Below are 20,513 nucleotides of genomic sequence, written 5' to 3'. Positions count from 1 at the left end.
TTGTCACCGCTTTCGCAAAGATGCTTTCGCACGCTTCACGAGAGGACACCTGCCACCAGGGCGTCAGGCCTGCACGATTTCGCCGTCCGCCTCATGCGCTCTCGTCAGTCACGCACGCAGCGTCCACCGCATCCCACCACCACGTTCGTGACGATCGCGAGCGCCCCTCGAGCGGGTGAGACGGGAAATTCTATACATTGATTCTGTCTACCGATAAACCGAAATATTTTTGCGGCGGGGGCTTGCCCCGTCGGGCAAATCAGTGCCAGCGCGCGATTGCGCCCTTGCAATTCCGTCAGGCCTTGCCGCAGAGCCGCGCCGAGATGGCGCGATAGCCGCGCAGCCACATGTGATCGAAATCGAGGTCCATCGGCAGCGGCTGTGACGAGACCCGTGCGATCACCATCTCGCTCGCGGGATCGATGTAGATCCACTGGCCATGGATGCCGACCGCCGCGAACGGCGTTTCGCCGCGCTCGATCGTGTACCATTTGCTGCGGTAGTTGCCGTTCGGAAACACCTGGGTCAGGTCGCCGCGCGACCAGGCCTCGGCGTTGCCGCCATGCCTGATGTCGTCGATCCACCAGCTCGGCACCACCTGCCGGCCGTTGCTGACGCCGTGATTGCGCATCATCTCGCCGAACCGGGCGAGATCGCGCAGCGTGGCGCTGATGCCGCCGGCGACGCGCGCCGCGCCGCGGGAATCCACCGTGATGCACGCGTCGTGCTCGGCGCCCATCGGCTGCCACAGATACTGCGACAGGATCTTCGCATACGAGATGCCGCAGGCGCGCTCGTAAACCCAGCCGAGCACGTCGGTGTTGGTCGAGACGTAGTGGAAAGTGTGGCCATGCGGATTGCCGTTCGGCCGCAGCGTCCGGAGATAGTCGCGCAGATTTGTCGGCGGAACGCTCGGATCCGGTGCCTCCCATCCGGTCGAACGGCGATACTTCATGATATCCCCGTCAGGGTCCAGGTAGTCCTCCTCGAAGCGGATCCCGACGCTCATGTCGAGCAGGTGCCGCACCGTGCAGCCGCTGCCATAGACCGACCCCTCCATCTCCGGGATGTAGCTGACAACGGGCGCGTCGGGATCGAGCTTGCCGTGATCGGCGAGGATGCCGCCCAGCGTGCCGGCGACCGACTTGGAGACCGAGAAGATCAGATGCAGCGTATCGGGTGTCATTCCATGGGCATACCATTCCGACACCACCTGGCCGCGATGCAACACCACGATGCCGTCGGTGTGGCTGCTGCGCAACGCGGCGGCCACCGTGATGGCCTCGCCGCGCGGATTCGCGAAGCTGGCGTCGTCGAGGAATCGAGGCGCAAAGGAAAGCGCGGCCGGCTCGCGCGACCGTGCGATGTTGGCAGTGGGCAACAGCTCGCGCACGTTGCGGAACGCCCACTCGTTGAACGGATGTTGCCGCCAGTTGGCGAGCGTGACGAGTTCGTCCTTTCCCGGAGGGAAAGCGGCCATGATGCGACGCGAATTCATTCGTGATCCAGCACTGTCATTGGGGGTCCCTGACAGGTTCCGCATGCGCCGCACCCGCGCGCAATCAACCGGATGGTGGAGGCTGGCGGCGGGTTACGCTGGCCTAACCGTTTCAGGAGACGTGCATTTCCGCTGTTTGGCCCGCAATTTGCTTGACTAGGCCGCGCGTCTGCCCCAGCGTAATCGGCATTGCGACGCGCAGACGTCCGCCATCGGGAAACATCGCAGGAAACATCGGGAGGGTAGGTCATGATTGCGCTTTTGGGCCGACCGGATCCGGCGACCACGCAGGCCATTCAGTTCGCGCGCGGAATCCTCGAGGGCTCGGCGACCGCATTCTACGAGGTCGACGGCAACCTCACGCTCAACCGCTTCGTGCTTTCCAGCAACGTCCCGCCGAACTTCCACGACCAGTACCTTGCCGGCATGAACCGGCTCGATCCGCTGCATCCGCGCTCCGCGCGCAACCAGCCGATCGCGCGGCTGAGCGTCGCACTCGATCAATGCGCCTCGCAGGAGGCCGCGACCTATCGCGCCTTCGCCGGCCAGTGTGGCGTCGCCGACATGATCGAGTTCTTCTTCCGCCGCAACGAGCGTATCGTTGCCGGAATGAGCGTGCTGTGGGCGCCGGGTTGCAGGATCCCCGACGGCAGCATGAACATCGCCGAGAAGATCCACGACTATCTCGAGTTCAACCTGACCAGCCGTCTGTCGTCCGCATCGGACGAGTCGCGCTACGGCCTGACCGCGCGCGAGATGGAGGTTGTCGAACTGCTGTGCTGTGGCCGCACCAACCGCGAGATCGGCGAGTGCCTCAACATCGGCCTCGCCACCGTGAAGACGCACCTGATCCACATCTTCGAGAAGCTCGGCGTCGAGACCCGCTCGGCTGTCGTCGCGCTGATGTCGCGGCCGCACTGAAGGCGCGCGCGGCGTCAATCGACGTCATCGCGAGCCAACGGCATCGCGACCAACGGCATAGCGACCAACGTCATCGCGAGCCAGCGGTCCGCATTGTACTATTCCAGCGGCAGTCGACTGCCAGCGGGATGGCGGTCGCCACAGGCTATGCCGACCGCAAGAATTCGAGTATCGCAGCGTTCACTTCCGACGGCCGTTGCTGCTGAATCCAATGACCGCTGTCGGGTAGAATGAGGGTCTTCTTCAATCCCGGCACTGCGGTCGGCAGATTCTCAACCGCCTTGGCCGCAAACTTTATGACGCCGTCATTGCTTCCCGCAATGAAGAGCGCTGGTTGCTGAATCTTCAGCCCCTCCCAGCCTCCCGAGATCGCCCAGTTGCGGTCGATATTGCGGTACCAGTTCAAGCCACCGCGATAACCGCTGCGCTTATAGGTGTCGACGAAGTAGGATATGTCTTCGTCCGTCAGCCAGGATGGCAATTGTTGCGGGATGGTCGTATCCGCAAGGAAGCCCTTTCCCGGTTTCATCATCAGCGATAGGCCGGTGCCGTAAAGGAGCGTCCGCACACTGCGATCGACATCCTTTTCGAATTCGGCCTCCGCCACGCCGGGCGTTTGAAAATACAGCTGATAGAAGTTTGTGGTCCCGGCATCGCGAAGGGCTTTCATCGGCGCGACAGGTGGACGTACGCGATACGGCACACTCATCGCCACAACCGCACGGAAGAGATCGGGCCGCAGCAGCGCTGAAGACCAGGCAACCGGTGCACCCCAATCGTGGCCGATGATGACCGCCTGCTTTTCTCCGAGCCCTGCAACCAGTTGCACCATGTCCGAAACGTTGTGCCCGATCGTGTACTCGGCAATTTCCTCGGGGGCGTCCGTTTGGCCGTACCCTCTCATGTCAGGGGCCACGGCGTGAAAGCCTGCTTCCGCGAGCGCTTGCAACTGATGCCGCCAGGAATACCAGCATTCCGGAAAGCCGTGGCACAGCAGTACCAACGGACCCGCGCCCGATTCAGCGATATGCATGCGCAGCCCGTTTACGGAAACGGTTCGATGGGACACGACATGTTGCGCGGTGCCAGCATCGGCCGCAGCCAAAGTGACGCCTCGCAATGCGTCGGCGGAAGCGTCCGTCGCAACGATCAGCGCAGTGGGAGCCAATGACCCCGCGATTCCTCGGAGGACGGTTCGCCGGTCGCACAGAGTAACACTCGAGAAATGACTCGCATCGGATGAGGACATCATGTTGCGCCCTTCCTAATGACTATCTCAAATGCGTCGAGTGGAGAGGTGCTTTCAAACACATGCCATGAAGCTGCAACGCTCCTTCACCGGAGCGCGCCAGCAAGATATTGACGGCATCGAGATAACCTACTCTGGAACCGGCGAGCTCACAAGGTTGCCAGAATGGTTCTGCGGCGATACGTTTTGACGGCGTGATTATTTTGGCCGGGTTACTTCCTGCTGGAGGGACCGATATGTTCGACCTTGAGCAATTCACCGCCGATTGCCGGGCTGCGCTGCGCGCCGATTCATCGCACAAGCTGGTTCGCGAAGTGGTCGCGCGTGCCGTATCGGACCCGAACTCGGTTCTCAAAGGGATTGGCGAGCCGAAGCGCGCTGGAGTGCAGAAGCTCTATCATGCGCCGGATCTTACGATCCTCAATGTCATCTGGGGACCCATGATGACGGTCATGCCTCACAATCACCAGATGTGGGCGGTGATCGGCATCTACAGTGGGCGAGAGGACAACATGTTTTGGCGACGACGGCCCGATGGCAGCGGAAGGGTCGAAGCGGCAGGAGCGAGAGCGTTGTGTGTCGGCGACGCAGAACCTCTCGGCCACAACATCATTCATTCGGTTACCAATCCGATTCCCCGCCTCACAGGTGCCATACACGTCTACGGCGGCGACTTCTTCGCCGCCGAGCGGAGCGAATGGGACCCTGAAAGCCTGGACGAGTGTCGATACGATCTGGCGAAGAACATGAAGCTGTTCGAAGATGCGAACGCGCTGACGAAATATTACGCGGAGAGGCGAAGTTAAACCCACTTGCTTTGCGGCGCTTCGTCTCGAGCAATTCACGATGTCAAGGCGAAGTCCGACAACCATTCCAGGTTGCCAGACAATCGTGTTTGACCCTCGCGCGCGAGTTTGCAGAGGCCGGTCCCTGAATTGCCTTCCTGCCTGGCCGGCCGCCTGATACGATATCCTCATCACCGGCAACGGCTATGCCCGTGGGCGTCGGTGGCAGAGAGACCGATTGCGCTCCCACCTGCGTAACCAAGGAGCGCAACGATGCTGTTCCGACGCGGAGTTCGCAGGCCGTCTCAGAATGAAATCAAGGAATTGCAGCGCCTGCGGGAGTTCGCCCTGAAGGCAAGCGAAGTCTTGAGGCAGTTTCACATGCCCGACACATTTCTCGGCCGAAAAACCCAAGAGCCGTTCCCCAGGCAGGCCCAACACCTTGGGAAAACTGGCAGCGATTATCCTAGTTAAATCCCGACCTCCGCAACATCCGCTAAAGAGGGCTTACGCGTGACAAGGAGGTCACGATGCCACATCGCAAGTACCGCGCACTGGAGCGGGAGTGCCATTTTCAGGCTGCCCTCACAGAGCACCGAGAAACGAGGGCAGAGCTCGAAAAGATGGCGCGCGAGTACAAGGCCATCGCTGACTGGTTGGAAGCGCGTCAGCGAGCGGATCGGCAACTGCCTTCCGGAGAGTAGGGCGTCTTCGTTGGCGGCCTCCGCTACCTGTTGGCCCAAGGCCGACATGAATGCAGTAGGCGTTCATGTCGTCTTTCGGAGACAGCGGACCTTTGCGATCCTACAAGTCCTCATCCTGATTCATCCACCGTTTGGTCGATTGCCGCGACGGCTGCGGCCGGCCGACAGTCCTTGAGAGATCGGTGTCGTATTCGACTGTGTTGGCGAGCGGCGGCCGCTTGCAGCATCGGGGATACGACATGCGTAATTTCATGACCATCGGCCGCTCGGTGGCGGTTGCGGAAAGGGGCATGGCCGCAACCTCGCATCCGCAGGCGACGCTCGCTGCGGTCGAGATGCTGAAGGCCGGCGGCAATGCCGTCGACGCGGCGGTGGCAGCCGTCGCGGTGCAGGGTGTCGTCGAGCCGCAGATGACTGGCATCGGCGGCGATTGCTTTGCGCTGTACTCGCCCAGGTGCGGCGAGCCTGTTGCGTTGAACGGCTCCGGCCGCACGCCCTCGGGCACCGACATCGAAAAGTACGCCGCCCGGGGCCAGCGCGACATTCCGCCGACATCGCCGGAGGCGGTGACCGTGCCGGGCGCGATCGACGCCTGGTGCCGGCTGGTCGCCGATCACGGCAGCAGATCGCTCGAGGAGATCTTCCGACCCGCCATCACGGCGGCTGAGCAAGGCTTCTGCGTTACCCCGCGGGTCGCCGAGGACTGGCGGCGATTCCGCGCGCGGATCGAAATCGACCCGCATGCGGCGGCACAGTTCCTGCCCGGGGGCGCGGCGCCTGCGGTCGGCGACATCCGCGCGCAACCCGCGCTGGGCCGAACCCTGCGCAGGATTGCGCAGCACGGGCGCGACGCCTTCTACGCGGGTGAAGCGGCCGAGGAGATGGTCGGCATCCTCGGCGGGCTGGGCGGCGCACACACGATGGATGATTTCGCTGCGCACACCTCGGACGATGTGCGTCCGATCTCGGCGCGCTACCACGATCACGACGTGGTCGAATGTCCGCCGAACGGGCAGGGCCTTGCGGCGCTGATGATCCTGCGCACCCTTGCGGGCTTCGACGTCGGCGCGCTGTCGCAGGCCGATCGCATACATCTGCTCGCCGAGGCGACGAAAGCGGCCTATCGCGCCCGCGACGCCTTCTTCTGCGATCCCTCGGCCGGCAATATCGATCCGGCCTCGTTCCTCGCCGACGACTATATTGGTCGCATTCGCGCCCGCATCGACATGAGCCGCGCCTCCGAGCCCGCGGCTTGGGACGACATCGAGCACCGCGACACCGTCTACGTCACCGTTGTCGACCGCGACCTCAACGCGGTGTCGCTGATCAACTCGCTGTTCTATCCGTTCGGCAGCGGCATCTATGCACCGACATCGGGCATCCTGCTGCACAATCGCGGCTGGAGCTTTCGTGCCAGGCCCGGGCACCTCAACTCGCTCGGGCCGCGCAAGCGCCCGATGCACACGATCATCCCGGGCCTGCTGCGCAAGGACGGCAAGACGGTGATGTCGTTCGGCGTGATGGGCGGACACTACCAGGCTGCCGGTCACGCCAATCTGCTCTCGAACATCTTCGACCTGAAGATGGACATCCAGGCTGCGGCCGAAGCGCCGCGCTCCTTTGCCTTCGACGGCGTGCTGTCGCTGGAGACGACGATTGGATCGGCGATCCGTGACGAGCTGCGCGGGCGCGGCCACGACGCACGCTTCTCCGAGGAGCCGATCGGCGGTTGCCAGGCGATCCGGATCGATCACGCGCGCGGCATCCTGCTCGGCGCCTCCGACCACCGTAAGGACGGGCTCGCGCTGGGGTTCTGAGGCGAAGCCGGGCCTGCTCAGACATCATCCACCGGATGGTGGATTGCTCGGAAACCCGACTTGCCGAACCTTTGCCTGAATATGCCGGCCTCCAGCGCGGGTCTCTGGCATGCGCGAACAGCGCGCAGACGGACGGCGCGCTTCGGGGCCCTCCCTGCGGGAATTTGATGCCTATGGACAAGAGCTTCGCCGACACCGTGTTCAGGAACGGTCGGATCTACACGTCGAACCGCAAGCAGCCCTGGGCGACATGGGCGGCGGTCAGGGCCGGGCGGTTCATTGCGGTGGGGGAGGAGCGCGACGTCGCGCCGCTGGTCGGCGAGCGCACCGCAACCGTCGATCTCGGCGGACGAATGGCGATGCCGGGGATCGTCGATATCCACAATCACATCATGATGGGCGGCCAGGCCGATCTCTACGAGCTGCGCTTCGCCTCCAGCGCCAGCGTTGCGAAGATTGCCGAGACCCTGCACAAGGCGGCGTCAGCGGCGGCGCCGGGCGCCTGGATCGTCGGGGGCCAGTTCGGCAACAATCTGCTGGGCGAGATGAACACCGCGGAGTCCTGCGCGCTGCTGGACGCAGCATGCCTCGGGCATCCCGTCGTGCTGCGCGACGACAGCTATCACAACCGCTGGGCCAGTTCGGCCGCGCTGCGGCTCGCCGGAGTGCAGGCCGACACGCCAAACCCGACCGACGGCGAGATCGGCCGCGACCTCAAGACCGGCACGCTCACCGGAATCATGATCGAGGCGGCGTCGGGCCTGGTCGAGCGGGCGCTCGCGGCCTCCGGCCACTACACCGCGGAGATGGATCGCGCCGCCGTGGCGCGCTCGATCTCGGTGCTGAACACCTATGGCGTCACCGCCTTCATCGATGCTGCCAGCATGCAGCCGATCATGGCGGCACTGAAGGGGCTCGACGACCGCGGCGAGCTCACCGCCTGGGCGGTCTGCGCGATGCCGGTGGTCGAGCCGGGCTTCATGTTCGGCAAGGCCGGCGAGGAGCTGTTCGCGCTGCGCGAGGAGTATCGCGGCGCCCATGTGAAGCCGGATTACGTCAAGGTGTTCCTCGACGGCGTGCCGGGCGCCAAGACCGCCGCGTTCCACGAGCCCTACCTGGCTGACCCCGTGCGCGGCTGCTGCTTCCGCGGCGCCACCATGCTGACCGTGCCGGACCTGATCCGCTGGCTCGGCCGCTGCGAGAAGCTCGGCCTCGCCGCCAAGATCCATTGTGCCGGCGACGCCGCGGTGACGCAGGCGCTCGACGCGATCGACGTGGTGCGCAGCTTCAACGGCCCAACCCATCTGGTGCACCAGATCGCGCATGCGAGCTACATCACGCCGGACGACATTCCGCGCTTTGCCGCGCTTGGCGTCGCCGCCGACCTGTCGCCGATCATCTGGTATCCGACCGTCTTCCTCGAGGCGCACAAGGCCGCGATGGGCGACGAGCGGGCGCAGCGCTTCTGGCCGAACAGGGATCTGAAGAATGCCGGCGCGCTGATGGCCGGCGGCTCCGACTGGCCGGTCATCCCGATCCCGGATCCATGGCAGGGCATCGAGGGCATGGTGACGCGGCAGAATCCGACCGGCGATTTCCCCGGCAAATCGCTGTGGGCCGAGCAGGCGCTCGATCTGGCCACCGTGATCGACATCTACACCATCGACGCCGCGCGGGCGGCCGGCCTCGGCCAGACCATCGGCTCGATCGAAACAGGCAAATCGGCCGACCTGATCGTGCTCGACCAGATGATCTTCGACGTCGCGCCGGACCGGCTCGCCGACACGCGGGTCGAGATGACCTTCTTCGAGGGCCGCAAGGTGTACGAGCGGGCGTGATGGACGCGGTCGACCATATCCCGGTCACGGTGCTCACCGGTTTCCTGGGCAGTGGCAAGACCACGGTGCTGAACCATCTGCTGCGCCAGCCGGAGATGGGCGGCGTCGTCGCCATCATCAATGAATTCGGCGAGGTTGCGCTCGATCACCTGCTGGTCGAAAGCAGCGAGGATCGGCTGGCGCTGCTCGACAATGGCTGCATCTGCTGTTCGGTGCGCGAGGACCTGATCGAAACGCTTGATGACCTCGCAGCGCGCCGCGCGGCCGGGACGATCCCGCCGTTCCACCGCGTACTGGTCGAGACCACCGGGCTTGCCGATCCCGTGCCGGTGCTGCACACGCTGATGACGGCGCCCGACATCGTCGGCCGCTACCGGATCGACGGCGTGGTCGCGACCGTCGATGCGGTCAACGGCGCGCATACGCTTCATGCGCATGCCGAAGCCGTCAGGCAGGTCGCGGTCGCCGACCGGCTGCTCGTGACCAAGACCGATCTTGTCTCCGGCGACACGTTGGCACGGCTCGAGGCGCGGCTGGTGGCAATCAATCCGGTCGCGGCGCTGAGCCAGGTCAGCAACGGGATCGTCGATCCGGCCAGGGTGCTCGACGCCGGACTGTTCGACCCGGCGGCGCGGTCGGCCGATGTCGTGCGCTGGTTCGAGACGGCCGCAAGGGCTGCGGTCGAGCCGCATCATCACGCGCACGATTGTGAGGGCACGCGCTGCGATCACCCTGTCCATCACGCCCACGACAGCGATGTGCAGTCCTTCAGCCTCGTCATCGACGAGCCGATCCACGGCGAGGCGTTTTCGCGCTGGCTCGACTATGTTGCGGCGCTGAAGGGCGAGGACCTGCTGCGCTTCAAGGCGATCGTGAACGTTGCCGAGCAGCCCGATGCGCCGCTCGTCGTGCACGGTGTGCAGCACGTCTTCCATCCGCCGATCTCGTTGGCCGGCTGGCCGTCGGAGGATCGCCGCTCGCGGCTGGTCTTCATCGTGCGCGGCATCCCGCGGGAGATCATCGAGACCACCCTGTGCAAATTCGCGGCGGTCAGCCGCACAGCGATCCAGCGACCCGCGGCGTGAGCTGCGTCGAGAGCATTTCATCATCTGTTGTTGTGGGAGAGGGACATGACTGAGACGAACGAGAAAACCAATGCCGCCGGCCGGCTCAACCGGCGCACGCTGCTGAAGGCCGCCGGTGCCACCGGCCTCGCATCCGCCATGAACGTGCCGCTGGTCAACATTGCGCGCGCAGCCGGCAACACCATCAAGATCGGCTGGGTGGGATGCCTTTCCGGCGTCCGTGCGCCGTTCGCCGAGCCGGATACCTGGATCCACGAGCGCATCAAGGCCCGCCTCAAGGACGGGCTCAAGATCGGCGGCAAGACCTGGCAGGTCGAGTTCGTGTTCAAGGACAACCAGTCCGATCCGAACCGCTCGTCGGTCGTGGCCAGTGAACTGGTGCTGCGCGAAAAATGCGACCTGATCCTGATCGAGGATGGCGATGCGCAGGCGCCGGTGCAGGAGCTCTCCGACGCCCGCGGCATCCCGTCGATCTCGACCATGGTGCCGTGGCAGGGCTGGATGTTCCCGCGCAAATCGACGCCGGACAAGGGCTTTCCCTACAGCTACCATTTCTTCTGGGGCGCCGACGATGTCGTGAAGAACTTCCTCGGCATGTGGCAGTCGGTCGCGACCAACAAGAAGGTCGGCACGCTCTATATCGACAATCCCGCGGGCCAGGCGTTCTCCGATCCGAAGGTCGGTCTGCCCGGCGGCATCACGCAGGCGGGCTATCAGGAGTTCTCCGCCGGCAAGTTCCAGATCGCGACCGACGACTTCACCAACCAGGTGTCGTCATTCAAGAACAACGGCGTCGACATCGTCTCCGGCTTCACCTACGGCAATCACTGGGTCACGCTGTGGAACCAGGCGGCGCAGGCCGGCTTCAAGCCGCAGGTGTGCACGGTCGCCGCCGCCTTCCTGTTCCCGAGCGCAGTGAACGCGCTCGGCGATCGCGGCGACGGCATGTCGACCGAGGTGTGGTGGACGCCGGCCTATCCGTTCAAATCGTCGCTGACCGGGCAGAGCGCCGGCGAGCTCGCCGCGGAATGGGAGAAGACCACCGGCAAGCAATGGACGCAGCCGATCGGCTACGCCCATGCCTTGTGGGAGGTTGCGCTCGCCGCGTTGCAGAACAGCGATCCCAAGGACAAGAATTCGCTGCGCGACGCGATCGCGGGTCTCGACATGGAGACGGTGGTCGGGCCGGTGAAGTTCAAGGGAACGCCGATCAAGAACGTCGCGGTGACGTCGCTGTCGGGCGGGCAATGGCGCAGGACCAAGAGCGGTAAGTCGAAATACGAGCTCCTGATCGTGCACAACGGCACGGCGCCGTTCATCCCGAAGCAGGCCGATCTCGAGCTGCTTTCCAAGCTGAGCTGAGATGGCACCGCTGCTCTCCGTCAACGGGCTCTGCAAGCGCTTCGGCGAGATCGTCGTCGCCGACGGCGTCGGCTTCGAGCTGACGCGCGGCGAGTGTCTCGGCGTGATCGGCCCGAACGGCGCCGGCAAGAGCTCGCTGCTCAACCTGATCGTCGGCCTGCTCACGGCCGACGCCGGGTCGATCATGCTCGACGGCGAGGAGATATCAGGCCTGCCGCCGCATCGCCGCGCGCGCAAGGGTCTCGGGCGGGCGTTCCAGATCCCGCAGCCGTTCCCGCATCTGTCGGTCTACGAGAACGCGCTGGTGGCGGCGTCCTACGGCGCGGGCCTCTATGGCGATGCGGCGGCAAGCTGGACGATGGAGGTCCTGCAGCGCACCGGGCTCGAGGCGAAAGCCGACAAGCTCGCCGGCGCCTTGCCGCTGATCGACCGCAAGCGGCTGGAGTTCGCCAAGGCGCTGGCCTCGAAGCCCAAGCTGATCCTGCTCGACGAGATCGCGGCCGGGCTGACCGAGCCCGAGGTCGAGCGCCTCGTCGCGGTCATCAAGACGGTCAAGGCCGATCATGCGATGATCTGGATCGAGCATATTCCCCATGCGCTGCGCGCGGTGTCGGACCGGATCCTGGTGCTGGATTTCGGCCGCAAGGTCCTCGAGGGGCCACCGGCCGACGTCATGGACAGCGCGATCGTGCGCGAAATCTACATGGGATTGAAGGCCGATGGCGTTGCTTGACGTGAGCGGCCTGCAGATCTTCTACGGCGATCTCCAGGCCGTGTTCGACATGAACTTCACCGTCGGCAACGGCGAGGCGGTGGCGCTGGTCGGCGCCAACGGCGCCGGCAAGTCGACCTTCCTGAAGGCGCTGGTCGGGCTGAACGAGCAGCGCTCCGGCGCGATCCAGTTCGACGGCGTCGACATTTCGAGCATACCCGCCGAGCAGGTATCGCGGCTCGGCCTCATCATGGTGCCGGAAGGGCGGCTGCTGTTCGATTCGCTGACCATCGAGGAGAACCTCCTGATGGGCAGCGTCAACCGGCGGACCGGGAGCTGGACGTTGCGGCGGGTGTTCGACCTGTTTCCGATCCTCGCGGAGCGGCGGCGGATGTATCCGGGGCAGCTCTCCGGCGGCCAGCAGCAGATGGCCGCGATCGGCCGCGCGCTGATGTCGAACCCGCGGCTTCTGCTGTGCGACGAGATTTCGCTCGGGCTCGCGCCCGTCGTGGTCGGTCAGATCTATCAATCCTTCGCGGATATCCGCCGCGAGGGCACGGCGGTCGTCATCGTGGAGCAGGACGTCAAGCGTGCGCTCGCCACCACGGAGCGGATCTACTGCCTGCTGAAGGGGCGGGTGTCGCTGACCGCGCCGGCGCAGGGATTGCTGCCCGAGCAACTGACACATGCTTATTTCGGCAATTAGCCAACACGGACCGATGGGACATGATCTGGGTTGAGACATTGATCAACGGGGCGCTGCTCGGCGGGCTCTACGGCCTGCTCGGCATCGGGCTGGCGCTGGTGTTCGGCGTGATGCGCGTCGTCAACATCGCGCATGGCGAGTTCATGGTGTTGAGCGCGTTCTGCGCAGTGCTGCTCGCGAACCTGTTTCCGTCGGTGCCGCCGCTGTTGATGCTGGTCCCGGTGATCGCATTGTCGTTCGTGGTCGGATGGCTGTACCAGGCGCTGATCGTCAACCGGGTCGTGACGTCGCCCGATCCGCTGTCGCCGCTGCTCCTGACCTTCGGCGTCTCGGTGATCCTGCGCAACGTGATGGTCGAAATGTTCGGCGCCGACGTGCGCAGTCTCCAGGTCGGCGAGCTCTCTCGCGCGAGCCTCGAGATCGGCGGGCTGAACATCGGCATCATGCCGCTGCTCACGCTGGTGCTGGCCGCGCTATTGTTCATGGCGCTGCAACTGATCCTGCGTCGCACCGAGTTCGGACGGATCGTGCGGGCGACGGCCGATCGCCGCGACATCGTCCGGCTGTCGGGCGTCAAGCCCGACCGGGTCTACAATTACGTGATGGGCCTGTCGCTGGCGCTGGGCGCGATCGGCGGCGTGCTGCTCGCGGTGCGCTCGAGCTTCACGCCGTTCTCGGGCGCCGAGCGGCTCTTGATCGCCTTCGAGGTGGTCGTGCTCGGCGGGCTCGGCTCGTTCTGGGGCGCGCTGCTCGGTGGCATCGCGCTCGGCATGGCGCAGCTGATCGGGCTCAAGATCGATCCCAATGCCGGGCTGCTCTATGCGCATCTGTTGTTCTTCATCATGCTGCTGATCCGGCCCTCCGGCCTCGTCTCGAGCAGGGCGTGACACCGATGCCGACACGGACGATCCTCGCATTCTCCGGTCTCGTTCTCGCCGCCGTGGTGGCCGGCGCGCCCTTCGTGCTGAACGAAGGCGTCCTGCGGCTGGCGACCGAGTGCCTGCTGGTGCTGACGATGGCGCAGATGTGGAACCTGCTCGCGGGCTACGCCGGGCTGGTCTCGCTCGGCCACCAGGTGTTCATCGCCTTCGGTGCCTATGCGTTGTTCCTGACCTCGGGCTGGCTCGAGGTCACGCCGATCTGGGTGCTGCCGGTGGCACCGCTGGTTGCCGCCATCGTTGCCGCGATCATCGCCTTTCCGCTGTTCCGGCTGCGCGATGCGTATTTCTCGATCGCGATGTGGGTGTTCGCCGAGATCGTCGGCGCATTCACGATGAAATCGCAGGCGGTCGGCGGGACCTCGGGCATGCCGCTCGCCACCAGCAAGCTGATCGATTTCGACTGGTTCGAGCCGACCATGTTCTGGCTGGCGGGTGCGCTGGCGCTGGGAACCATCGCGGCGCTCTACAGGCTGATGACCTCGAGCTTCGGGCTCGGCCTGATGAGCGTGCGCGACAATGATCTTGCCGCCATGAGCCTCGGCGTCGATGTGCGGCACAACCGCTTCGTCGCCTTCGTGCTGTCGGCGGCGGGCTGCGGCCTTGCCGGCGCGCTCAGCTTCATGGGCAATCTGTTCATCGCGCCGCTCGCGGCGTTCGACGTCAACTGGTCCGTCTACATGATGTTCATCGTCATCATCGGCGGTATCGGGACGCTCGAAGGCCCGATCCTCGGCGTCATCATCTTCTTCGGCCTGCGTGAGCTGATGACGGGCCCGCTGGGCCTGTCCGGCGGCTGGTACCTCGTCGGCCTCGGCCTCATTGCAGTGATCGTGATGATGGTGGCGCCGCGCGGCATCTGGCCGGCGTTGCGCGACCGTATCGGCGTGCGCCTCCTGGACGTGCAGCGCGCCGCACCGCGTTCATCGCCTGCGACGGTGGCATCAACGGTATCGGAACGGTCGGCCGTGTAAGCGCAGGCTTCACGCGGCCTTCTTTGTCTGTATGCTCGGCGTGATCGGTTTTGAAGAGGAGGGCGCGGCATGGCTGCGATGTCCCGGGCTTGCGGTTGGGTATTGACGGGTCTCGTCGTCGCGATGCTGGTCGCGCCACCGCCGTCGCATGCCGAGAGCCGGATGTGGCCGCAGGTCGCGGCGATGCATCCGATGGACGGGCTCACCGCGGACGAGATCCAGTCGGTCTCCATCGTGCTGCACAAGGCCGGCAAGTTCGAAAGCTCGACGCGCGTCGTCTCGATGACGACGGAGGAGTCTCCCAAGGACGAGGTCCGGGCGTGGCGGCCGGGAAGTCCGTTCACGCGGCGGGCGATCGCGACGCTGCTGACCGACGGCCACCTCTACCAGGCGCGGGTCGATCTTGCGGCACGCAGCCTGATCGGATGGGACGAGATCAAGGACAAGCAGGCGGCGCTGACGATCGATGAATTGATGTCGGCCGGAGACCTGCCGAAGCAGGACCCGCGCTGGATATCGGCGATGGCCAAGCGCGGCATCACCGATTTCAGCAATGTGCTGTGCCTGCCGCTGACGGTCGGGCCGGTGAGCGATCCCGCGCTGCAAGGGCATCGCCTGCTCAACGTTCCCTGCCTCGACACCTCGGGTGCCGCCAACAATCTGTGGGGCAAGCCGATCGAGAACCTGATGGCGCGGGTCGACCTCTCGACCAAATCGGTGCTCTCGGTGGAGGATCTCGGCGTCGTGCCGCCGCCGGCATCGACGCCATCGCACGCCTACGCTGATTCAGGAAAATACCGCAAGCCGCCGAAGCCGATCGAGATCTCGGCGCCGCAAGGCAGCAATGTCCGGGTGGAGGGTGGGCAGGTCCATTGGGACAACTGGTCATTCCACGTCCGGCTCGAGCCGCGCCTCGGCGCGGTGCTGTCGCTGATCCGCTACGACGATCATGGCACGGAGCGCGACATCGCCTACCAGATCTCGGCGAGCGAGATGTTCGTGCCGTACATGGATCCGGATCAGACCTGGTCGTTCCGCGCCTACATGGATATCGGCGAATACGGCTTCGGCGTGCTCGCCAGCGAATTGCGGCCGGGCCAGGATTGCCCCGATGGCGCCCACTTCCTCAACATGACGATCTCGGACACCAAGGGCATGCCGGTCACCTCCAACGGTGCGGTTTGCATCTTCGAGCGGCCCACCGGCGATCCGATCTGGCGTCACAGCGAACTGCTCAACAACACCGCCGAGGAGCGCCCGAACAATGAGCTCGTGGTGCGGATGGCGCCGGTGGTCGGCAATTACGACTACCTCGTCGACTACGTGTTCGACCGCGCCGGCAACATCGATGTCAGGCTCGGCGCCTACGGCATCGATGCCACCAAGGGCGTGGCGAGCCGGACTTTGAGCGACCCGACGGCGAAGCAGGATACCGCCTACGGCACGCTGGTCGACGAGCGGCTGCTCGCAGTCAATCATGACCACTACATGACGTTCCGGATCGACATGGACGTTGACGGCACCGCGAACCGGCTGGTCGAGGACCGCTTCAACGTCCGCCGGCTGGACAACGGACCGCGCAAGAGCCTGTGGCAGGTCGAGACCAGGCCGGTCGAAACCGAGGGGCCGATCACGATGCCGCTCAATGCGGCCCAGTTCAGGATCGAAAGCACGGAGAAGACCAACAAGCAGGGCTATCACACGAGCTATCAGCTGATGCCTGGCCATTCCGACGTCTCGTTGCTCGCAAAGGACGAGCCGATCCAGTTGCGCGCAGGTTTCAGCGCCTACACGCTGTGGGCCTCGGCCTACGCCGCGGACGAGAAATATGCGGCCGGGCTCTATCCGAACGAGAATGCCGAGGTCGACGGCCTGCCGAAATGGACGGCGGCGAAACGCGGCATCGAGGATCACGACCTCGTGCTGTGGTACACGGTCGGCTTCCGCCACGTGCCGCGCGCCGAGGATTGGCCCGTGATGCCTGGCCTGTGGCACGGTTTCCGGCTGCGGCCGTTCAACTTCTTCGACCGCAACCCGGCGCTCGACGTGCCGCCGGCGGTCGAGGCCAGGGGCGCGAAATGATGCGCCGGGGGCATCGCCTCGGTCGTGTTGCCTGCGCCCTGTTGCCGTTGCTCGTGGCCGAGCCGACGGCGCGCGCTGGTGCCGTCAGCGAGGACGAGTCCTTGCTGTATCTTGACCACGCGGATTGGCAGAAGCAGCCGGCGCAGCGCAAGCTGGCGCTCACGGCGGATTTCATGCGCATCTTCTGCACCGACCAGACCATGTCGGCGGCGTCGCTGGCCGACTGTCTCGACCACGACACGGCCAATGGCGCGATGTTCGAGCGCGCCATTGCGTGTGCGAGCGCGATCTCAGCCGGCCGCTGAAAGCCCGGCGTCGATTCCTTCGGCAATCCTTGTCACGTCGGCCGAGGTGAGGATCAGCGGCGGCGACAGGATGATGGTGTTGCCGGAGACGCGCAGCATCACGCCGGCCTCGTAGGCGGCGTCGGCGACCCTGGCCATCGTCTTCTTGTCCGCCGCTTTCTTGCTGTCGCGATCGGTGACCAGCTCGAGCGCGGCCATCAGTCCCTTGCTCCTGACGTCGCCAACGATCGGATGACGTGCCTTGAGCTGGGCGAGCGCGGCGGCAAGATCCTCGCCGCGGGCGGCCGCGTTCTCGTCGAGCCTGAGGCGCCGGGTCTCGGCCAGCGCTGCGAGGCCCGCGGCGCAGCCGACCGGATGGCCCGAATAGGTGTAGCCATGGCCGATCGACCCGAACGAGCTGGTGTCGGCCTCGAAGGCAGTGGCGACCGTTTCGCCGATCAGCGTCGCGCCGAGCGGGAAGTAGCCCGAGGTGATGGCTTTCGCGATCGTCATCATGTCGGGCCGCACCCCCCACAGTCGCGAGCCCGACCAGGCACCGGTGCGGCCGAAGCCGGTCACGACCTCGTCTGCGATCATCAGGATGCCGTATCGGTCGCAGATCTCGCGTGCCAGCGGCATGAAGCTGTCCGGAGGCACGATCACGCCGCCGGCGCCGAGCACCGGCTCCATGATGAAGGCGGCGATGGTGTCGGGGCCCTGGAACGCGATCTCGTCCTCCATCGCCGTCGCGCAGAGCTGTGCGAGCTTGGCTGGATCGGTCTCGTTGAATGGATTGCGATAGGTCGAGGGTGCCGGGATGTGGAACACGCCCGGCAGCAGCGGCTCGTAGTTGCGGCGGAAATTGGCGTTGCCGTTGACCGAGGCGCCGCCGAAATGGGTGCCGTGATAACCCTTCTTCAGCGCCAGGAATTTGGTGCGGTCGGCCTGGCCCTTGATCTTCCAGTATTGCCGCGCCAGCCGCAGCGCGGTCTCGACCGAGTCCGAGCCGCCCGAAGTGAAGAAGGCGCGCACCATGCCCTCCGGCTTGAACCATTCGGTGAGCTCAAAGGCCAACTCGATCGATGGACCGGTCGAGGTGCCGCGGAAGCTGGAATAGTAAGGCAGCGCGCCGAGCTGGTCCGATATCGCCTTCTTGATCGGATCGCAGCTATAGCCGAGGTTGACGTTCCAGAGGCCGCCGACCGCATCCAGCACCGTCTTGCCGTCGATGTCGGTGACATGAACGCCTTCGGCCTTCATCACGATCCGCGGCGGCTGCGCCCGCATCTCGGCGGGATGCGCCATCGGGTGCCAGATCGGCTTGGCGTTGTTCTCGAGCAGGAAATTTCTGTCGCGCATGATGGGTCTCTAGGGTTTCGTTTGACGCGTTTTCTTCACGCGAACCGGTCTCCACTTCGCTTGAAAACGCTCTAGTCCAGTTCCAGCCCGAAATGCCGCAGGGCCTCGCTGTAGGACGCGGCGGGATTCCTGACGTCGAACAGCACCGTGCGCATGCTGCATGCGGTCGCGCCGACGATGTTGCGGCGCTGGTCGTCGACGAAGACGCAATCTTCCGCCTCCAGCCCCAGTTCGTCCAGCACGCGCTGATAGGCGCGCGGATCCGGCTTCAGGATCTTGGTGTGCGTCGCATCAACCACGGCATCGAAGCGGGCGAGCACGGGCAGGCGGCTGCGGAAATCCGCGCCATAGAACAGGTCGAGCTCGTTGGAGAGGATTGCGAGCTTGCAGCCGGCCTCGGAAGCGATCCGGATCGCGCGCTCGGCCTCGGGGCGGATCACGGTCTCGGGATCTGCGCCGCGCGCGCGCTTCACGAAGGTCTCCATGTCAGGCCAGTCCTCGCCGACCATGCGGCCGACCTCGCGGCTGCGCGTCAGCCAGTAGTCGCGCTCGGAAATCTCGCCGCGCTGCATCGCGCTCCACAGCGGATCGCTGTCGGGGGCGAACGGGCCGAGCCATTTCAGCGTGCACGGCGCGAGGCCCAGCGCACGCTCGGTCATGTCGTGGGTCTCGAACAGCGTCTTCGAGATGACCCCGCCGAAGTCGAGCACCAGCGCCTGGGCGAGCGGGCGGCTCACGCAGCGACCGTGGTCTGGCCGGCCGGGACGATGCCGGCCTCGACCCAGCGGTCGAAGATCCGCAGCACCGTCTCGTTGAAGGCCGGGCTGTTGATGTGATCCTTGATCTCGTGCAGTTCGACCGGCGGCTGGATGGCGGAGCGCATCGCATCGACAAAGGCGGAGAGGCCCTCGGGGTCATGCAGGGCCTCCCCGGCGCGGTCCCATTGCTGGACGCCGCCGGTCGGAAGCACGAAAGCGACCGGCGCCTTGGCCCGGGAAAGCTTGTCGGCCACCGCCATTGCAATCCGGCGACGATCGACCGGCCGCGATGTCGCCGAGGCGAGCAGCCGGTTGTGGGCATGGAACGGACGCTGCGCAAGGTCAGTTGGTACCGACAGCCACGCCGGGAAATCCACCATGTCGATGGCGCCGGGGGCGACGATCTGCGGAATGCCGGCCTTGCCCGCATTCTCCAGCCGGTCGGCGCCGGAATTCACCACCGAGCCCGTGAGCTGGTTGGCGACCTCCTGCAGGCTGAGATCGAGCACTGCGACAAAGCCGCGCTGGGCTGCGATCGATTCCATGGCGCGACCACCCATCCCCGTGGTGTGGAAGACCACGACCTCGTAGCCGCGTTTCTCGAGCTGTGGCTTGAGCTCGACCATGTAGCGCAGGCAGCTCTTGCCGAGCGAAGTGATCGCGACCACCGGTCGCGCATTGCGCGGCCGGGTCGCGCTCTTCGCCGCACCGACGATCGCGCCGCAGGCCTGCGACAGCACCGCGGTGCAGGTGCCGTTGAGGCCGTAAAGGCCGCCGGCCCACAGGATCATCATCAGGTCCGCCGCGACGCGGTCGGGCGGGATCAGATGCGAGAAGGCGACGGTGGAGACGATCAGCTTCGGCAGGCCAAGCGGCAACGCCTGCGCGACGTCGAGCGCAAGGTCTGTTCCCATGGTGCCGCCGATCGCGATGACGCCGTCGATGGCCTCGCGTGCGGCGAGATCGCGCGCCAAATTGACGGCGCCGGTTGCCATCAGCGACATCGCCGAATTTTCGTCGCCACTGGCGGCGATGTCGGCGATCGTGGTTTGCGCGGCCGCAGCCACTGCGTGCTTGTCGTGCTCCGGCCGGTAGGGCGGGTCGCCGAGCACGCTGATGTCCATCATGATGGTCTTGCCGCCGGCTTTGGCGATGCAGTCCTGCATGAACTTGAGTTCGTCGGCCTTGGTGTCGCCGGTTCCAATCAGGAGGATGCGGGGCTGCGTGATCTCGGACATGACCTTGTGCGTGCTCGCCGGCAGGCTTGAGGGAAGGAGAGGATTTGCACCGAGCGGGCGGGACGTTCGGCGATTGTCGGATCACGCTAGGAAAACGCGGCCCGCCGCAACATCCACCTATCGGTTGATTGAAGAAAAAGCCTTGAATTGGCGAGGATTGCTCATATCAGCGACCCTGCCGGGACGCGCCTTGTCATCACCAT

19 protein-coding genes are annotated in these 20,513 nt (G+C 65.2%); 14 read left to right on the top strand and 5 right to left on the bottom strand.

Annotated elements, in window-relative coordinates; genetic code table 11:
* Nucleotides 1-295: 295 nt before the first annotated feature.
* Nucleotides 296-1,498, bottom strand: coding sequence for a serine hydrolase (locus JQ586_RS26015; protein WP_212397466.1), 1,203 nt, complete (start codon nt 1,496-1,498; stop codon nt 296-298).
* A gap of 249 nt (nt 1,499-1,747) precedes the next feature.
* On the opposite strand from JQ586_RS26015, the gene JQ586_RS26010 reads away from it, so the two are divergent.
* Nucleotides 1,748-2,419: a LuxR C-terminal-related transcriptional regulator gene (locus JQ586_RS26010; RefSeq protein WP_212397465.1), complete on the top strand. Its 672-nt coding sequence runs from the start codon at nt 1,748-1,750 to the stop codon at nt 2,417-2,419.
* Between the two features lie 145 nt (nt 2,420-2,564).
* On the opposite strand, the gene JQ586_RS26005 is transcribed toward JQ586_RS26010, so the two are convergent.
* Nucleotides 2,565-3,452 carry an alpha/beta fold hydrolase gene (locus JQ586_RS26005; protein ID WP_212397472.1) on the bottom strand — a complete coding sequence of 296 codons (888 nt, stop codon included), beginning with the start codon at nt 3,450-3,452 and terminating at the stop codon, nt 2,565-2,567.
* 283 nt (nt 3,453-3,735) lie between these two features.
* Here JQ586_RS26005 and JQ586_RS41180 point away from each other — a divergent pair, with 283 nt between their 5' ends.
* The 13 genes from JQ586_RS41180 (at nt 3,736) to JQ586_RS25945 (ending at nt 16,976) form a co-directional block, all read left to right on the top strand.
* Nucleotides 3,736-3,858: a hypothetical protein gene (locus JQ586_RS41180; protein ID WP_283815483.1), complete on the top strand. Its 123-nt coding sequence runs from the start codon at nt 3,736-3,738 to the stop codon at nt 3,856-3,858.
* A 46-nt stretch (nt 3,859-3,904) separates the two neighbouring features.
* On the top strand, nt 3,905-4,474 hold the full coding sequence (locus tag JQ586_RS26000; protein ID WP_212397464.1) for a hypothetical protein: 570 nt from the start codon (nt 3,905-3,907) through the stop codon (nt 4,472-4,474).
* A gap of 509 nt (nt 4,475-4,983) precedes the next feature.
* Nucleotides 4,984-5,157 (top strand): hypothetical protein, encoded by a 174-nt coding sequence (locus JQ586_RS25995; RefSeq protein WP_212397463.1) that lies wholly within the window; start codon nt 4,984-4,986, stop codon nt 5,155-5,157.
* A 239-nt stretch (nt 5,158-5,396) separates the two neighbouring features.
* Complete coding sequence (locus JQ586_RS25990; protein WP_212397462.1) at nt 5,397-6,974, top strand: gamma-glutamyltransferase family protein; 1,578 nt, start codon at nt 5,397-5,399, stop codon at nt 6,972-6,974.
* A gap of 173 nt (nt 6,975-7,147) precedes the next feature.
* The gene (locus tag JQ586_RS25985; RefSeq protein ID WP_212397461.1) at nt 7,148-8,812 is read left to right on the top strand and encodes an amidohydrolase; all 1,665 of its coding nucleotides are present in this window, start codon (nt 7,148-7,150) and stop codon (nt 8,810-8,812) included.
* Nucleotides 8,812-9,897 carry a GTP-binding protein gene (locus JQ586_RS25980; protein ID WP_212397460.1) on the top strand — a complete coding sequence of 362 codons (1,086 nt, stop codon included), beginning with the start codon at nt 8,812-8,814 and terminating at the stop codon, nt 9,895-9,897. Before JQ586_RS25985 ends, JQ586_RS25980 begins: the two co-directional genes overlap by 1 nt.
* Before the next feature lie 45 nt (nt 9,898-9,942).
* Nucleotides 9,943-11,259, top strand: coding sequence for an ABC transporter substrate-binding protein (locus JQ586_RS25975; protein ID WP_249148149.1), 1,317 nt, complete (start codon nt 9,943-9,945; stop codon nt 11,257-11,259).
* A 1-nt stretch (nt 11,260) separates the two neighbouring features.
* A complete protein-coding gene (locus tag JQ586_RS25970; RefSeq protein ID WP_212397459.1) occupies nt 11,261-11,992 on the top strand; it encodes an ABC transporter ATP-binding protein in 732 nt (243 codons plus the stop codon).
* Nucleotides 11,979-12,677 (top strand): ABC transporter ATP-binding protein, encoded by a 699-nt coding sequence (locus JQ586_RS25965; protein ID WP_212397458.1) that lies wholly within the window; start codon nt 11,979-11,981, stop codon nt 12,675-12,677. Before JQ586_RS25970 ends, JQ586_RS25965 begins: the two co-directional genes overlap by 14 nt.
* A gap of 20 nt (nt 12,678-12,697) precedes the next feature.
* The gene (locus tag JQ586_RS25960; RefSeq protein ID WP_212397457.1) at nt 12,698-13,564 is read left to right on the top strand and encodes a branched-chain amino acid ABC transporter permease; all 867 of its coding nucleotides are present in this window, start codon (nt 12,698-12,700) and stop codon (nt 13,562-13,564) included.
* 5 nt (nt 13,565-13,569) lie between these two features.
* On the top strand, nt 13,570-14,589 hold the full coding sequence (locus JQ586_RS25955; protein WP_249148147.1) for a branched-chain amino acid ABC transporter permease: 1,020 nt from the start codon (nt 13,570-13,572) through the stop codon (nt 14,587-14,589).
* A 69-nt stretch (nt 14,590-14,658) separates the two neighbouring features.
* Complete coding sequence (locus JQ586_RS25950) at nt 14,659-16,671, top strand: hypothetical protein (protein WP_212397455.1); 2,013 nt, start codon at nt 14,659-14,661, stop codon at nt 16,669-16,671.
* Nucleotides 16,668-16,976: a hypothetical protein gene (locus tag JQ586_RS25945; protein ID WP_212397454.1), complete on the top strand. Its 309-nt coding sequence runs from the start codon at nt 16,668-16,670 to the stop codon at nt 16,974-16,976. Before JQ586_RS25950 ends, JQ586_RS25945 begins: the two co-directional genes overlap by 4 nt.
* On the opposite strand, the gene JQ586_RS25940 is transcribed toward JQ586_RS25945, so the two are convergent.
* From JQ586_RS25940 to JQ586_RS25930, 3 genes are all read right to left on the bottom strand, one after another.
* Entirely contained in the window at nt 16,962-18,314 is a 1,353-nt protein-coding gene (locus JQ586_RS25940; protein ID WP_212397453.1) for an aminotransferase class III-fold pyridoxal phosphate-dependent enzyme, read from the bottom strand. The two genes, JQ586_RS25945 and JQ586_RS25940, sit on opposite strands and share 15 nt — an antisense overlap.
* Nucleotides 18,315-18,385: 71 nt before the next feature.
* On the bottom strand, nt 18,386-19,051 hold the full coding sequence (locus JQ586_RS25935) for an HAD-IA family hydrolase (protein WP_212397452.1): 666 nt from the start codon (nt 19,049-19,051) through the stop codon (nt 18,386-18,388).
* Complete coding sequence (locus JQ586_RS25930) at nt 19,048-20,310, bottom strand: Tm-1-like ATP-binding domain-containing protein (RefSeq protein WP_212397451.1); 1,263 nt, start codon at nt 20,308-20,310, stop codon at nt 19,048-19,050. The genes JQ586_RS25935 and JQ586_RS25930 overlap by 4 nt, the downstream gene beginning before the upstream one ends.
* Between the last annotated feature and the right edge of the window lie 203 nt (nt 20,311-20,513).

This window comes from Bradyrhizobium jicamae, assembly GCF_018130215.1.
Classification (GTDB): domain Bacteria; phylum Pseudomonadota; class Alphaproteobacteria; order Rhizobiales; family Xanthobacteraceae; genus Bradyrhizobium; species Bradyrhizobium jicamae_A.
The sequence above is the reverse complement of the archived record's forward strand: the minus strand, read 5'-3'. Positions and strand labels throughout refer to the sequence as shown.